The following is a 15,050-nucleotide window of genomic DNA, read 5'->3' on the forward strand; positions in this document are numbered from 1 at the left end:
CTCCTTAAGTCCGCCACGCGGCCCGCTTGCGTCGTCAAGTCATCACAAGTCGCACATGGGCCCTATGCTAGACTTGCAGGAAGGCCATGTATTCGTTGAATTAACCTATCCCCACCTTATCGGCTTAGGGATATGTAGGGCATCACGAAGTGGCGACCTCCACACCGGGTTAATCCGGTGTGGAACCGCGCACCCGGGTACAACGTAAAACCTGCACCAATCGTGCCAACAGACAAAGTCAGGGCAAACCATGGCGAACCAAGGGCAGAGCGCCGATCGAGGTCTTGAGGGGCTGACTGCCGCCGCCAAAAGTGCCGCCAATGCCGAAGGCGCCAAGAAGGGCCTGCCGCCGGTGCATCTGTGGAATCCGCCGTTTTGCGGCGATCTCGACATCCGAATCGCGTCCGACGGTACTTGGTTCTACATGGGCACGCCGATCGGCCGCCCTGCGCTGGTTCGCCTGTTCTCGACGGTCCTGAAGCGCGAAGGCGACAAGCACTTCCTCGTCACGCCTGTGGAGAAGATCGGCATTCGCGTCGATGAAGCGCCGTTCATGGCGGTCGAGATGCAGAAGGACGGCGAGGACAACCATCGCGTGCTCCGCTTCCGCACCAATGTCGACGACTGGGTCACCTGCGATGCCGCGCACCGGCTGCGCTTCGAACAGGCCAGGGAAGGCGGGCTGACGCCATATCTGCATGTCCGCGCCGATCTCTGGGCCAAGGTCACCCGCGCGCTCTACTACGATCTGGTTGACATGGGTGAGGAGCGGATGGTCGATGGCCAGCCGATGTTCGGCGTCGAGTCGGCCGGCGAATTCTTCGCCATGGCCGACGCGGAGCAGGTGAGGGCCGCACTTTGAACAAGCCTATCCTGAAGAGCGGTCCGGTCGTGATCGGCGCGGCCGATTTCTTCGCCCGATCCAGGGCGAGGCTCGGCTTCGACGTGCCGCCCGGCCTCTACGATCCGAACGTCATCCCCGCCTCGGGCGATCCCGGCACCGACAAGATGCTCGAGATCGTCGCGCGCGAGCAGCCGGTGCGGCCGGCTGCGGTCCTGATCGCCGTGGTCGACCGTCCCGAGCCGACCATCCTGCTGACGCAGCGCTCGGCGCATCTCAACGACCACGCCGGCCAGATCGCCTTCCCCGGCGGCAAGATCGACGCGATCGACGCCTCGCCGCTCGATGCGGCTTTGCGCGAGGCCGAGGAGGAGGTCGGCCTGTCCAGAGACTTCGTCGAGCCGATCGGCTACCTCGATCTCTATGGCACCGCTTTCGGCTTCCGCATCCTGCCCACGGTCGCCAAGGTGCGGCCCGGCTTCGAGCTCGCCATCAACCATTCGGAGGTTGATGATGCCTTCGAGGTACCGCTATCCTTCCTGATGAACCCGGTGAACCACCAGGTGCACAGCAAGGAATTCCGCGGCATGGAGCGGTTTTATTACGCGATGCCGTTCGCGGAACGCTACATCTGGGGTGCGACGGCAGGAATGCTGCGTGTGCTGTATGAGCGGATCTACTCATCATGATCCGGCCGATTCTGACCGAGATCGGAATCTTCCTCATCCCCTTTGCCGTCTATGCGCTGTTCCTGGCCGCCACCCGCTCCGGCCTGTTCGCGCGATCGTCCTGGCCGGTCACCGTCGTCGCGCGACTGGTCCTGGCCGCGCTCGTGCTTGTCATCGCGGGGCTGATCGGCTTCGCGCATTTCTCCGGCGCCGCACCGGATTCGACCTACGTTCCCGCCCATATCGAGAACGGCAGGCTCGTGCCGGGCGTGGAAAAATAGGGGCTGGACCATGAGCGCAGAGCCGTTACTCGCCAATGCGCCCTGGCTGACCTCTGGCGGGACGGCGCGCGTCCTGACGCTGCTCAACGGCAACGGCGAGGAAGCGCGCGTGGTCGGCGGCGCCGTGCGCAATGCGTTGCTCGGTCTCGTGCCCGGCGACATCGACATCGCGACCACGGCGCGGCCCGACGAGGTGATGCGGCGCGCCAAGGCTGCCGGCATCAAGAGCGTGCCGACCGGCATCGACCACGGCACCATCACGCTGGTCATCGACAGCCAACCCTACGAAGTCACGACGCTGCGCGAGGACACCGAGACCTTCGGCCGCAAGGCCAAGGTCGCGTTCGGCCGCGACTGGGTGAAGGACGCCGAGCGCCGCGACTTCACCATGAATGGACTTTCGGCCGATGCGATGGGCGTCGTCTACGACTATGTCGGCGGGATCGCGGATGCGGCCGTGCGGCGCGTACGCTTCATCGGCGACCCCGACCAGCGCATCGCCGAAGACTATCTACGCATCCTGCGCTTCTTCCGCATCCACGCCGCCTTCGGGGCCGGCGAGCCCGACCGCGACGGCTATCTCGCCTGCATCCGCGGCCGCGCGGGTCTTGCGAGCCTGTCGGCCGAGCGGGTGCGCATGGAGATGCTGAAGCTGCTGGTCGCTCACGGTGCCTCTGACGCCGCGGTCGCGATGGCGGATGGCGGGTTGCTGCAAGCGCTGAGCGGAGGCGTCGTCTATACCGGGCCGCTGTCGGCCATGATCGCGATCGAGGGCGCGCTTGGCTTGCCGGCAAGCAACACGCGGCGGCTCGCCGCGCTGACGGTCGCCGTGACCGAAGATGCCAAGCGCGTCGCCACGCGCTTGCGGCTCTCCAATGTAGAAAGCAAGGCGCTGGATTCGATGGGGCACCGCTGGTGGCGCTTCGCCACCAAGGACGAGGCCAATGCGCGGCGGTTGCTCTACCGGCTCGGCGCGGAGCGCTATCACGATCGCGTGTTGCTCGGCTGGGCGCGGGCCGGCGGCGACGTTGGATCGTCGCGCTGGCGCGCGCTCGCCGAGTTGCCGCAGCGCTGGACTGCGCCGAAATTTCCACTTCGCGCCGCCGACTTCATCGCCCGCGGCATGGCGGAAGGACCCGCGCTCGGGCATGTGCTGACGCTTGCCGAGGACGCTTGGCTTGCGGCGGATTTTCCCCTAGAGGAAGCCGCGCTCGCTTCCATCGCCGATCAAGCAGCGGCACGCGTCAGCCGCGATGAGAGAACGTGACCATCGTCTCAGGCTTCGCCGACATCTCGATCCTTCAGCTCCTGCTGGTCGCGTTGATGGCGTTGTTTGCTTCGATCATCGGTGGTCTCGCCGGCTACGGCACCGGCGCCCTGATGCCGCTGGTGCTGGTGCCGCTGGTCGGCGCCGAGCCCGTGGTGCCGATCATCGCGATCTCCGCGATCTTCACCAATTCGAGCCGCGCGCTCGCCTATCTGCGCTATGCCGATCGCCGTCGCGCGCTGATCGTGCTGGCCTGTGCGGCGCTGACGACCGCGCTCGGCGCCTACGGCTACACGCGGCTGACCAATGCGGGCGCAGCACTCGTGATCGGCTCCATGCTGATCCTGAGCGTGCCGCTGCGCCGCGTGCTCCGCCGCCGCCAGGTCAGGATCGGCGACACCGGCCTTGCTGCCGGCTCCGTTGGTTACGGCGTGCTGGTCGGCGGCACCTCGGGCTCCGGCGTGATCCTGCTCTCGCTCTTGATGGCCACGGGCCTCGAAGGTGCCGCCGTAATCGCGACCGATGCGATGATCTCGCTCGGCACCGGTCTCATCAAGATCTCGGTGTTCGGGCTGGCCGGCGCCGTCACCGCGCAGGTGCTCGCCTTCGCGCTGCTGATCGGCGCGATTGCGATCCCCGGCGCGTTTCTGGCAAAGGCTTTCGTCGAGCGGATGCCGGTGCATATCCACACGGCGATCCTCGATGTCGCCGTGATCACCGGCGGGCTGGTGATGATCTCGGCGGCGGCAAGGTCGCTGATAGCATAGATGACTCCGGTCCGATTGGCGTTCGCGATGTCCTTTCAAGGACGGACATTCCGTCCCGATGCTTGCACGCCACCAAATGCTAGCCGAAACGGCGGATCCTGACTGCCGAGGGTTGAAAAGATTTCCGCCGATGACGGCCGTGGGCCGGTGGGCCAAGCAGGACGCTTTCTTACAACTGCAATCGGGCATGTCAGGACTGAAATGCTTCAGTAGCACCGTCGAGGCAGGTTTGAGACTTCATATCAACGGAAGCGGGCGCAGGCATGCGCACGCATCGTGGTCTCGACATGCACGGAGGAAGGTGAGGCATGGGACGATCCAACACAGAGTGCCAATGGCCTGAAAAAAAGTCGCGCAATCGGTCCAGGATTCAGATTGCCTTCCGTGAGATCAGTGCCGTTCTTGTTCTCTTTCCTGCTCTCCTGGGTCTTTCTCTCCCTTCCAGTGCATGGGCGCAGACCGGGACTGACGCGAAGCCGGACCGCATCAAGGCGAATATCTCGAGAGTCGACAGCGCCTTCATTGAAGCCAATACGAAGAGATCCAGGGATTGGCCGACCGTCGGCCTCGACTACGCCGAAACGCGGTTCAGCAAGCTCAATCAGATCAACACTGACAACGTCAGGGATATCGGGCTCGTCTGGAGTTACAATCTGGAATCATCGCGCGGGATCGAGGCAACGCCTCTCGTCGTCGACGGCATCATGTATCAGTCGGCACCCTGGAACGTGGTCCATGCTATTGACGCGCGGACCGGGACAAAAATCTGGTCGTTCGATCCGGGTGTTGACCGGTCGAAGACCTATCGCGGCTGCTGCGATGCCGTCAGTCGTGGCCTCGCGCTCTACAAGGGCAAGGTCTTCGAAGCCGCCTATGACGGGCGCCTGATCGCGCTCGATGCCGCGACCGGAGCCAAGCTCTGGGAAACGGACACGCTGATCGATCACGAGCATTCCTACACGATCACCGGCGCGCCGCGCGTCTTCAACGGCAAGGTCGTGATCGGCCAGAGCGGTGCCGAATATGGTGTGCGCGGCTACGTCACGGCCTACGACAGCGAGACCGGTCATCAGCTCTGGCGCTGGTTCACCGTGCCCGGCGATCCATCGAAGCCATTTGAAGACGCCTCGATGGAAGCCGCGGCGAAGACCTGGGATCCCTCAGGGAAGTATTGGATCAACGGCGGCGGTGGCGCGCCATGGGACTCGATCACGTTCGATCCCGATCTGAACATGGTCTATGTCGGCACTGGCAACGGCGGCCCTTGGAATCGCAAGCTTCGCAGTCCGTCGGGTGGCGACAATCTCTATCTGGGCTCGATCGTCGCGCTCAACGCCGACACGGGCCGGTATATCTGGCACTATCAGGAGACGCCCGGCGACAATTGGGACTATACATCGACCCAGCCGATGATCCTGGCCGACATCAAGATCGACGATGTGCCGCGCAAGGTGATCCTGCACGCGCCGAAAAACGGCTTCTTCTTCGTCATCGATCGCACCAACGGCAAGTTCATCTCGGCGAAGAATTTTGTCGATGTGAATTGGGCGACGGGATACGACGCCAACGGACGGCCGATTGAGCTGCCGGCGGCGCGCGACGCAGATCAATACGAGTCGATTCCGGGACCGGACGGGGCTCACAATTGGCAGCCGATGTCGTTCAATCCGCTGACCGGCCTCGTCTACCTTCCGGCGCAGCACATCCCGGTCAATCTGTCGCCGGAAAAGTCGTTCGCGCAGAATGCTGCTGCGCCGGGCAAGCTCGGCGGCTTGCTGGGCGGGAATATCGGTTTCGTTTTCAACCCTCCGAAGTCGGCCCCATTCGGACGTCTGCTCGCCTGGGATCCGGTGCATCAAAAGGAAGTCTGGCGCGTCGAGCACGTGTCGCCGTGGAACGGCGGGACGCTGACCACCGCCGGCAACCTGGTTTTCCAGGGGACGGCGGATGGCCGCTTCGTCGCTTATGATGCAGCAAACGGAACCAAGCTGTGGGAAATGCCGACCGGCACCGGCGCGGTGGCGGCCGCCGCAACCTACATGGTCGACGACAGGCAATACATCTCGATTGCGGTCGGCTGGGGCGGCTCCTACGGCCTGACGCACCGCGCGACCGAGTACCAGAACCCGGGAACGATCTACACCTACGCACTCGGCGGCACGGCGAAGCTGCCGGCGTTCGTCAAATATCAAACCGAAGGTCTGCTGCAGGGCGTGAAGTATGATCCGAAGGACATCAGGGAAGGCGGCGAGATCTATGTCGCGGCAGCCTGCGTCGCCTGCCACGGCGTGCCTGGCGTCGGCCGCGGCGGCAACATCATCAATCTCGGCTACGCCAGCGCCGAAGAGATCACCAATCTGAGGCATATCCTCTTCCACGGTCCATTCCGCGACCAGGGCATGCCGGATTTCAGCGGCAAGTTGACGGAAGGGGACGTCGGGAAACTTCAGGCCTTCATACAGGGAACTGTTGATGCCATCAGACCGAAGAGCAGGTGATGAGCCAGCAGGCGCTGCGGCAGCGAGCGGCCCGTTCGACCGTGGCCGCCCGTCACGCGCCTTTGTCGATCTTCACCCAGAGCGCACTCCCCAGCGTCGATGAGTTCCTGGCCGCGTAGGCCCATGCCGGCAAGCGCAATGGTGCAAGCGCAAGTGCGATCACGGCCTGCCCAATCCGCTGCGCTTTGCTTCGCGGCAGGCCGCGCACGAATTCACTGACGCTGCCCGGTTTCTCCGCCCTGCGCAAAAAGCTGTCCACGATGTCTTCCCTGAGGAACTTCAGGAGATCGAATGGCTCCCGCTCGCAAATGCTCAATTGCAGGCCGTGTCGTCGACATACCGCATCAAACGCGTCCTTCGTCCAGCGGCCAATGTGGTTCGGCGGCATGTCGATGAGCGATCCGTGGCCCTCCATGTAGTGCGTTCGGATATCATTCGGCACGGCGATGAAGACAGAGCCTTGCGCCTTGAGAAGGTATTTCAATCGCGCGAAGACGTCATCCACCCGGTCCATGTGCTCGAACACCTGAAACATGAAGATGATGTCGAAGGCCTCCTTCATCGGAGTGAAGCCATCCTCCCGAAGGTCGACCGAAAAGGTCTTGTAGCCTTTCGAACGCAATGCCTGTTGCGCTGCTTCGTTGTAATCGACCGCGTAAATATCGGACGCGCGAAAGAGTTTGTCCTTGATGTGATCGAGAAAATAGCCAAACCCGGCCCCGACATCGATCGCCGTTTTTCCGGCAGTGCCGAGGCCGCTCAGCTCCTCGATCGTCCTCTCATACTCCCATTTCATGGTTGGATAGGAAGGGTGGGGCGCGGCCAGGTTATAGAACTCGGCGCCGCCCGCGACGAACGGATCTGCAAATCCAAATCCGCAATCCGCGCATTTGCGGATATCGCAGGTGTCGCGGCCCCAGAGCAGCGACAGGTGGCTTATTAACTTTCGAGAGCGATCCGGATACTGGCGCGGACTGACGAAGGATCGAGAGGCCTGATCTGCGGTCACTTCAAACAGTTTGGCAGTTGATCCACTGCCGCATGCTGGACAAGTGCTCATCTCTCCTGACCTCATTCAGGTCTTTCGGTGGAAAGTGGTTGCGACCAATTGTCTCGTCATCATTCAAATGAAGGTTGGCGGAGCGCGAGGTCCGGGGCAGTGGACAGGACAGGGGAGGCAGGCCGCTCGCGGCGCGAAGGCGCCTTTGGCTGCGCCGATTTCCTACTGCCAGAATCTGTCACTGGCCTGCGCTAGGTCTTCTTTCAGGGCATTTTTACTGAAAGGAAGACGATGAAAACCCAGAGCAACGGCCAGGCGCTGCAGATCGCCAGGACCTACATCGAGGCCATCGCCAGCAGGAGCGTGGATACGATTACTTCCGTGTCGGCGGACGACGTTGTTTGCACGTCGCCACGCGGGCGGATCGCCGGCATGCAGAAGTTTCGCGAATTCCACGAGGGTTTCGCCCGCATGATCAAGAAGGTCACGGTTCTCGCCGTCTACGGCGACGATGATCAGGCTGTCGTCGTTTACAGCGCGGACACCCATCCGGTTGCCAACGCCGTCGTCGCGGAACTCCTCAAGGTGAAGAACGGCAAGATCGCGTCGACCGAAGTGATCTACGACGCGACTCCGTTCGCCGCCTACACGGCGACCGTCCAACCGCACTAAGGCACGATCGACCATGAAACGGATTCAATATGACAGCTACGGCGGCCCTGAAACGATGAAGCTCGAAGCCTTCGAGCTGAAGGCTCCGGGGACCGGCGAAGTCGCGGTCAAGGTCGAGTTCGCTGCCATCAATCCCATCGATTGGAAGGTGCGCAATGGCTATCTCAAAATGGTGACGGGGAAGAAATTTCCGCGTGCCATGGGCAGCGATTTTTCCGGCATCGTGACCGCTGTCGGCGCTGGTGTCACGCGCTTCAAGATTGGCGATCCCGTATTCGGCATGGCGCAGATAAAGCATGGCGGCGCGCTTGGGGAAGCCGTCATCGCTCCCCAAACCTTCGTCGCCAGGAGGCCGGATTCAGTCTCGTTCGAGGACGCGGCTTGCCTGGCTACGCCGGGGGTCACCGCATGGAACGGCCTCGTGGACAAGGCTGCCCTCCGTGCGATCTTCAACCGGAAACTCAAGCCGATCGTCTGCACCGCGCGGGCTGATATCCTTGACGGCCTTGCCGTCGCTTCGGCGAATGGAAAGCTGCGCTTGCCAGTTGCTGAGACCGTGCGTCTGAACGATGCGATCCCGCTCATCGCGGCGCTTGAAGCCGGGCACAAGCTCGCCGGAAAGGCTCTGGTAGCGATGTAAATGCCGTCTGGGCCAGTAAAGCCCCGCCGCCCGTGGCCCGCGATGCCTACTGCCATTTTTTGGCAGGATTCGTGCTAGACTTGGTCTATGTCGAAGAGCCAACGATTATTCGACCTCATGCAGATCTTGCGGCGACACCGCACCCCGGTGTCGGGCAACGACCTTGCGGCTGAGGCGGGTGTGTCGTTGCGAACAATTTATCGCGACATCGCCGACTTGCAGGGCTTGGGCGCCCAAATCGACGGTGAGCCTGGCTTTGGCTATGTCTTGCAACCCGGCTTCCTCCTTCCTCCCCTGATGTTCTCGGAACAGGAAATCCAAGCCTTGGCGCTGGGCGCCCAATGGGTAGCTCGCCAGACCGATGACGAGTTCGCGCTGGCGGCGCGTGACGCGCTCGCTAAAATTGGCGCGGTCCTTCCCTCGGAGCTGCAACACAAGCTGGACGACAGTGCCTTTCACGTAGGGCGCAGGCCTAAGCAGCCCGAAGCCGTCGACCTTCGCGTCGTGCGGCAAGCCATGCGCGACCAACACAAGCTTTCCATTGTGTATCGCGTCCCGCAAGGCGCGAAGACCACGCGGATCATCTGGCCAATTGGCGTCGGCTTTTTCGATTCCCGGCGCATCATTGCCGGCTGGTGCGAAATCAGGAAAGACTTCCGCTCATTCCGGGCGGATCGGATAGAAAAGATCAAGCTCAGGACGGAACGCTATCCCGGTCGCCGGCGCGATCTCGTCAAGCAATGGCGGGCTCAAGTCGACGCGGAACGTCGCAAGACTCTCGGCTGATCTCACCACCGGGTCCGACGCCGATGCTGGCGAGCTATCACCTGCTGGTGCGCTTCACCATCGCCGGCGTAAGGGCCGCCTGACGCCTTCCGGGGTTAGAGCGGGCGCCGAAAATTACCGCGCCCGCTAGGCTCGAACCTTAGTTCGTGACGAGCGCCGCCTTGCGGACCAACACTTCGTTGCCCGCCCGGCTGATTTCAAGCGCACGTGGCTGCTGGGACGTTGAGAGAACAACGCTTTGGCCTGGCGCAAGAACAGAGACTACGCGGATTGGCGTTCCCGTCTCGCCCTGAGCAAGGGTCGTCACGACATGGAACCCATCGCGCTCAACGGTGTAGTAGGCGACGCCGGACACCCCGCCGAGATCGATGCTCTTTGCCTGAATTGGCCTGAGGCTATCTGCATGAGCGGTTCCAAAGGTGGCCAAGGCTAGTGTGGCGGCTAAAAGGCTACTGCGGATTGACATGTTGATCTCCTTTAGCTGGGCGGTGGGCCACGCCCTCCGTTCCCTTGCCACATAAGATGGGCGGCCTATGCTCATTGATCAAACAGATTGGATCGATGATGGGTATCGATGCCGTCAATCTAAGCCATCTCGACCTAAACCTACTGGTTCACCTCGATGCCTTGCTTCGCGAACGTAGCGTCACGCGAGCTGCGGGCCGCGTAGGCATTGGTCAGTCGGCGATGAGCCACAACCTCGCCCGCCTGCGTGACCTGTTCGGCGACGAGCTTCTGACGCGAGGGCCCGACGGCTTGCGCCTCACTCCTCGTGCAGTGATGCTGGTAGAGCCGGTGCGGGCTACGCTGTCTCAAATCCAAACGATTGTCTCACGCGACGACGCATTCGATCCAGCGACGGCAGAGCGGACCTTCAGGTTCGGACTCCCAGACAGCATGGAAATCCTGGTCCTTCCCGCTCTCCTCGCACGCCTGCGCGAGGTCGCGCCTGGCGTCCATCTGCGGCTCTACAACATCGACTCGTCGAGACTTCTGGATGATCTCGATGCTGACGAACTGGACCTCGCTATTGGCTATGACGTCTTTCCTCAGGGCCAGATCCACCACAAGCGGCGTCTGCTGTTCAACGAGAGCTATCTGTGCATGTTCAACGCGGAGATAACGGGCATCACCGACGCCCAAATCTCGCTCGAAGATTATGTGCGGTTACCTCATGTTCTCACGAGCCTGCGGCCGGGCCGGACTGTGCGCGGCGTGGTAGACGACGCCCTTGAGAAACTAGGATTGCGGCGGACGGTTGTCCTGACCACGCCTCGCTTCCTCACTGTCCCTGCCTTGGTGGCACGCGCACCTGTCGTCGTGACAATGCACGCGCGGCTGGCTCGGTTGTTCGCCACAGAACTCAAGCTTAGCCTGAGCCAGCCTCCGGTGGATTTGCAGGACGTAGCTGTTTCACTGCTCTGGCACGCTTCCTACGATCACGATCCATCTCATGCGTGGCTGCGTCAGATCTTGGTGGAATTGGTCTCCGAGCTTTGAGCTGGCCGCTACCCGGCGTGGAGCGGTGCCGACTCCACAGGCCGCATGTCGCCTTTTAGCCCATTAGCAGACGTTCCAGCGCTCTGGGTCGATGCCGGCTTGTGACCCGAAGCAGAAATCGCCGTTGAAACCGATCATTGCCCGCAATCCGTCGGCACCTCACGCTCATGTGTCCCCGGCGAAGCCGTCACTTCTATTGAATTACGATCGTAATTTAATATTGTGATCGTAATGGCATCGAGCTGAGCCGCTGTTCGGCGGCGGCCGGGTGCCGCCAAACAGCTCCAAGCGAGGATTTCATGGACGACACGACCAAGGCCTCACGCCACGTCGCATCGCGACAAACCACAGATGTCGACTCGCTTGGGCTCGCAACCGCTGCAGCAGCGGTTCGCAACGGCGACATTACCTCGGAGGCCTACACCGCGGCGCTTTTACAGCGCGCCCGAGCGCTTTCCGAGCTGAACGCCTTCATCACCATCGACGAGGCCGGGGTGCTGGCGGCCGCGAGGGCCGCAGACAAATCGCGTGCGGCCGGATCGGCGGCCCCGCTCCTTGGCGTGCCGCTTGGGGTGAAGGACAGTTATTTGACGAAAGGGTTACCTACCAGCCTGGGCGTCGAAGGTCTCGCTCACTTCGTGCCGCGCGAAGATGCCGACGCTGTCCGGGCCATTAAGGGTGCGGGCGCTTTGGTCTTCGGCAAGAACAACCTCGTCGAGATGTCATACGGCTTGACCGGTCACAACGCACGTTACGGCCAGGTGAAGAATCCGCACGCACGAGATCGCGTGTCGGGCGGCTCCTCGAGCGGCTCCGCCGCATCCGTGGCCGCCGGCATCGTTCCCGCGTCCTTGGGCGGTGACACCGTTGGGTCCATCCGGGTCCCCGCATCGTTCTGTGGGGTCGTGGGATTTAAGCCAACCACCGGGCGTTGGCCGCGCTACGGCGTTGCGCCGATCTCCCATACGCTCGACACGACGGGCGTGTTCGCGCGTAGCGTTGAGGACTGCATTCTGGTGGATCAGGTCGTGACCGGTGAACAGGCTGCCGAGTCCTCCGACGGCGGCTACGGCCTGAAGGGTGCCCGGCTGGCCTTCGCGCCGCGACAGTTCCTGGATCTGGTGGACTCGGAAGTCGAGACCCGCTTCCGCGAGGTGGTTCGGCGCTTGCAGGACGCCGGCGCCGAGATCGTTGAAGTAGATCTTGGCGACGATTTCAATTCCCTCGTCCAAACCGCAACATGGGGCATCTTCGCTCATGAGACGATGGGCGAAATTTCAGAGTTTCTTCGCCGCCATGACATTCCGACCACGTTCGAGGCCATTTACGAGGGCCTTAAGCCCCAACTTCGGCAGGCGTGGGGGCACATCGTACTGCCGAGTGGTGCAGGTGCTACCTCGGCAGAGGCCTATCAGACTGCGCTCGACGTGAGCCGGCCGGAAATCCAGCGCCGGCTCAACAGGGCGTTCGTCTCTCATGGGGCGCTGGTCATTCTGCAACCGACCACGCCCTGCACGGCGCCTTTGATCGAGGAGCAGGCGGCCGTCCATATGGCGGGGCGGGAAGTTAGCTACCTCGCTTTGGCGAACCACACCGTGTCGGCAAGCAGCGTGGGGTTGCCTGGTGTCAGCCTTCCTGTTGGCTTGTCTCGCGCTGGGCTGCCGATTGGGCTTGAGCTGGATGCCCCCTTAGGGAGCGACCGGGGACTTCTAAACCTTGCCCGCGGCATCGAAGGCATCTTGGGCGCAGAGTCGAGTGCGATCTAACGTCGTGATCGACCAGCATCCGTTTTCAGTCAGTTCGGCAGCGATAATGTCGATCCAGTGGCCCAGCAACTTGATCGCGACCTCCAGGCTTTGCTGGAAGCGGCCGCAGCGTAAGGGCCGCCGGATATTGGTGGAGAGGAGAGAACATGCGCTTCGAGAAAGGTCATAAGGCGGCGACGCGACGGCACATCATCGATGTGGCGTCGAAGTGCATGCGCCGGAACGGCATCTCCGCCGCCGGGATCGCCGGGATCATGGACGAGGCCGGCCTGACCAAAGGCGCATTCTCTCCGCACTTCGAATCCAAAGACGCGCTCGTTCGCGAGGTGCTGGCGAGCGCGCTCGACGACCAGCAACATCGCCTCGATGAGGATCAGCGGCGAGGCCTGGACCTTGAGGGCGCGATCCGGAGATACCTGAACCGCGCTCACCTCGAAGACCCGACGGGCGGATGCCCCTCGGCGGCGTTGCTCCCCGAAATCGCCCGACAGCCCCTGTCCACCAGGAAAGATTACGAGAAGGGGCTGCGAAGCTACGTTGCGACATTGGCTGCACTGCTTCCTGACGCAGATGCATCAGCGAGCCGCCGCCGCGCGACCGCCATCTTCGGCCTCATGGTGGGCACCCTTCAGTTCGCGCGGGCCGTGCCCAACGCTGCGCAGGCCGAGCAGATCCTGGAAGGCGGCGTTGAGGCCGCCTTGCACTTGGCACGAGCTCCCTCTCCCTAGATTAGGAAGCCGGGAGAGGCAGTCGCTCGAGGTCCGCTTCACCAACCAGAGCAGACACCGCGTCGCATTGTCCGCCCCGAGCAGCGAAGGGCGTCGCCGGCTCCGAGCGCAACGATTGGGCGATCTGATTCGCGCGTTCAATCGCGCTTTGATGCTGCGTTGGTTTTGCTTCATGATGATTGGCAGGCCGCCAGTGCGGCTCAATAAGGGGGGTGTTGAAATGAGGAAGTTTTCGCTTGTATTGCTGTCGACAGTCGCTCTCGGCCCGATCACAGCCCAGGCTGCGGATCTGGCGCCGGTCCGTATGTCGTCGAAGGCTCCCGCTCAGGTGGGCAACTGGACGGGATTCTATATCGGCGGCAACGTTGGTTATGGCTGGGGCAGCTACGATGCGTCGAACGCCACTGGGACAATCGTGAACTCGAATGGCGGTTCGGGCATCTATGCCTTCAACCCCGTATCCGGAAACGGCAATGGCGTCACCGCCGGTATCCAGGCCGGCTACAATTGGCAGATCGAGCAGACGGTGCTCGGCATCGAGGCTGATTGGCAGTATCTCAATTCAAAGGCCGGCACCGGCAACTCGGCTATTGCTGTTCCCGTCTTCATCGGCGGCAATTTCAGCGGCAGCACTTCCGTCAGCACCGATTGGTATGCGACCTTCCGTGGCCGAGTGGGTTATGCGTTTGGGCCGGCGTTGCTCTACGCGACCGGCGGTATTGCGTTGGCCGATACCAAGGTCAGTGCGAACGCTACGGGCAGTATCGTCACTGCCCTCTTCCCGCCAACCCTGGGACCGCTGGGCTCCATGAGCGCTTCTGACAGCGCCGTCCTGATCGGCTACGCGGTTGGTGGCGGTTTCGAATATGCTCTGGGGGCAGGGTGGTCGGTCAAGGGCGAGTATCTGCACATGGGTTTCGGCACGAAAGGCTACAACTTGACCGGCTCGCTTCAATCGCCGGCCGGGTTGACGGGCGTCATCGCGACTCACGTCGATATCAAGCCGAGCTTCGACATCGCCCGCGTTGGTGTGAACTATCGCTTCTGATCAGCGGATCTGAAGACGTGAAGAAAGGGAGACTTCAGGTCTCCCTTTCTCGCAATCGCAGGCCGCTTAGGCGTGCCTACTCGTCATCCTCGTCTTCGTCCTCATCCTCGTCGTGATCTTCCACTTCCAGGCGGTCGAGCGCGGCCAGCGGCAGTGTCTCGCGGAACAGATCGCCTTCCGAGCCCATCCAGAGGCAGAGGATGTCGTCGCCTTTCACCTCTGCGACGGTCAGCGGCTGGCCGCCGGATTTCAGCATCACGACGTCGCCGGTTTTCAGTTCCATGGATGGTCCTTTCGGGGTTGATCGACGAGAGGGGAGGCTAGCAAGCCGTCATGACAGGCCGATCACGGGCTATGGGACCCGTGAATTTGCTGCGGCTTGCACAGACTGCCGAAACGTCGATGGCAGAGGTTCGAGTGGGGGATCGCTCGAGGTCACCAGGGGCTATTCCGTCCCAGGCGCGGCGATGATGGCATCATGCGCCTGTTTTGCCCGACGCGTCAAATGATTTCGTAAAATCAGCAATGAATTGCGCTTGCGGCAAGCTGTTGAAATTGCAGCAGCCGGCTACTGTGCATGGGGTTGTT

The 15,050-nt window shown here is 62.3% G+C and carries 16 protein-coding genes; 13 read left to right on the forward strand and 3 right to left on the reverse strand.

Annotation, left to right across the window (positions count from 1 at the left end):
• Nucleotides 1-250 precede the first annotated feature (250 nt).
• From AC1DW2_RS35955 to AC1DW2_RS35980, 6 genes are all read left to right on the forward strand, one after another.
• A complete protein-coding gene (locus tag AC1DW2_RS35955; RefSeq protein ID WP_477008347.1) occupies nt 251-862 on the forward strand; it encodes a DUF1285 domain-containing protein in 612 nt (203 codons plus the stop codon).
• The gene (locus tag AC1DW2_RS35960; RefSeq protein ID WP_135216917.1) at nt 859-1,530 is read left to right on the forward strand and encodes a CoA pyrophosphatase; all 672 of its coding nucleotides are present in this window, start codon (nt 859-861) and stop codon (nt 1,528-1,530) included. Before AC1DW2_RS35955 ends, AC1DW2_RS35960 begins: the two co-directional genes overlap by 4 nt.
• Nucleotides 1,527-1,790, forward strand: a complete 264-nt coding sequence (locus tag AC1DW2_RS35965; protein WP_028148642.1) for a DUF6111 family protein — start codon at nt 1,527-1,529, stop codon at nt 1,788-1,790. Before AC1DW2_RS35960 ends, AC1DW2_RS35965 begins: the two co-directional genes overlap by 4 nt.
• Before the next feature lie 10 nt (nt 1,791-1,800).
• On the forward strand, nt 1,801-3,057 hold the full coding sequence (locus AC1DW2_RS35970; RefSeq protein ID WP_477008348.1) for a CCA tRNA nucleotidyltransferase: 1,257 nt from the start codon (nt 1,801-1,803) through the stop codon (nt 3,055-3,057).
• Nucleotides 3,054-3,824 carry a sulfite exporter TauE/SafE family protein gene (locus AC1DW2_RS35975; RefSeq protein ID WP_477008349.1) on the forward strand — a complete coding sequence of 257 codons (771 nt, stop codon included), beginning with the start codon at nt 3,054-3,056 and terminating at the stop codon, nt 3,822-3,824. Before AC1DW2_RS35970 ends, AC1DW2_RS35975 begins: the two co-directional genes overlap by 4 nt.
• Nucleotides 3,825-4,132: 308 nt before the next feature.
• The gene (locus AC1DW2_RS35980) at nt 4,133-6,322 is read left to right on the forward strand and encodes a PQQ-dependent dehydrogenase, methanol/ethanol family (RefSeq protein ID WP_477008350.1); all 2,190 of its coding nucleotides are present in this window, start codon (nt 4,133-4,135) and stop codon (nt 6,320-6,322) included.
• 52 nt (nt 6,323-6,374) lie between these two features.
• On the opposite strand, the gene AC1DW2_RS35985 is transcribed toward AC1DW2_RS35980, so the two are convergent.
• Nucleotides 6,375-7,382: a class I SAM-dependent methyltransferase gene (locus AC1DW2_RS35985; protein ID WP_259258787.1), complete on the reverse strand. Its 1,008-nt coding sequence runs from the start codon at nt 7,380-7,382 to the stop codon at nt 6,375-6,377.
• 231 nt (nt 7,383-7,613) lie between these two features.
• Here AC1DW2_RS35985 and AC1DW2_RS35990 point away from each other — a divergent pair, with 231 nt between their 5' ends.
• The 3 genes from AC1DW2_RS35990 to AC1DW2_RS36000 all read left to right on the forward strand — a co-directional run bounded on the left by AC1DW2_RS35990 (nt 7,614) and on the right by AC1DW2_RS36000 (nt 9,420).
• Nucleotides 7,614-7,994, forward strand: coding sequence for a nuclear transport factor 2 family protein (locus tag AC1DW2_RS35990; RefSeq protein WP_259258786.1), 381 nt, complete (start codon nt 7,614-7,616; stop codon nt 7,992-7,994).
• Nucleotides 7,995-8,007: 13 nt separating this feature from the next.
• Nucleotides 8,008-8,634: an NAD(P)-dependent alcohol dehydrogenase gene (locus tag AC1DW2_RS35995; RefSeq protein ID WP_477008351.1), complete on the forward strand. Its 627-nt coding sequence runs from the start codon at nt 8,008-8,010 to the stop codon at nt 8,632-8,634.
• An 87-nt stretch (nt 8,635-8,721) separates the two neighbouring features.
• Complete coding sequence (locus AC1DW2_RS36000; protein WP_477008352.1) at nt 8,722-9,420, forward strand: helix-turn-helix transcriptional regulator; 699 nt, start codon at nt 8,722-8,724, stop codon at nt 9,418-9,420.
• Between the two features lie 139 nt (nt 9,421-9,559).
• On the opposite strand, the gene AC1DW2_RS36005 is transcribed toward AC1DW2_RS36000, so the two are convergent.
• A complete protein-coding gene (locus tag AC1DW2_RS36005) occupies nt 9,560-9,886 on the reverse strand; it encodes a hypothetical protein (RefSeq protein ID WP_071917664.1) in 327 nt (108 codons plus the stop codon).
• A 98-nt stretch (nt 9,887-9,984) separates the two neighbouring features.
• Between AC1DW2_RS36005 and AC1DW2_RS36010 the strand changes: the two genes are divergently transcribed.
• The 4 genes from AC1DW2_RS36010 (at nt 9,985) to AC1DW2_RS36025 (ending at nt 14,462) form a co-directional block, all read left to right on the forward strand.
• Nucleotides 9,985-10,920, forward strand: a complete 936-nt coding sequence (locus AC1DW2_RS36010) for a LysR family transcriptional regulator (RefSeq protein ID WP_247314656.1) — start codon at nt 9,985-9,987, stop codon at nt 10,918-10,920.
• A gap of 299 nt (nt 10,921-11,219) precedes the next feature.
• On the forward strand, nt 11,220-12,686 hold the full coding sequence (locus AC1DW2_RS36015) for an amidase family protein (RefSeq protein ID WP_477008353.1): 1,467 nt from the start codon (nt 11,220-11,222) through the stop codon (nt 12,684-12,686).
• A gap of 146 nt (nt 12,687-12,832) precedes the next feature.
• Nucleotides 12,833-13,414, forward strand: coding sequence for a TetR/AcrR family transcriptional regulator (locus tag AC1DW2_RS36020; protein ID WP_477008354.1), 582 nt, complete (start codon nt 12,833-12,835; stop codon nt 13,412-13,414).
• Between the two features lie 115 nt (nt 13,415-13,529).
• The gene (locus AC1DW2_RS36025) at nt 13,530-14,462 is read left to right on the forward strand and encodes an outer membrane protein (RefSeq protein ID WP_477008355.1); all 933 of its coding nucleotides are present in this window, start codon (nt 13,530-13,532) and stop codon (nt 14,460-14,462) included.
• 76 nt (nt 14,463-14,538) lie between these two features.
• Here AC1DW2_RS36025 and AC1DW2_RS36030 read toward each other — a convergent pair whose 3' ends face one another.
• Nucleotides 14,539-14,745: a YodC family protein gene (locus tag AC1DW2_RS36030; RefSeq protein WP_028153663.1), complete on the reverse strand. Its 207-nt coding sequence runs from the start codon at nt 14,743-14,745 to the stop codon at nt 14,539-14,541.
• Nucleotides 14,746-15,050: the final 305 nt, after the last annotated feature.

This window comes from Bradyrhizobium sp. P3_C3 (assembly GCF_056402655.1).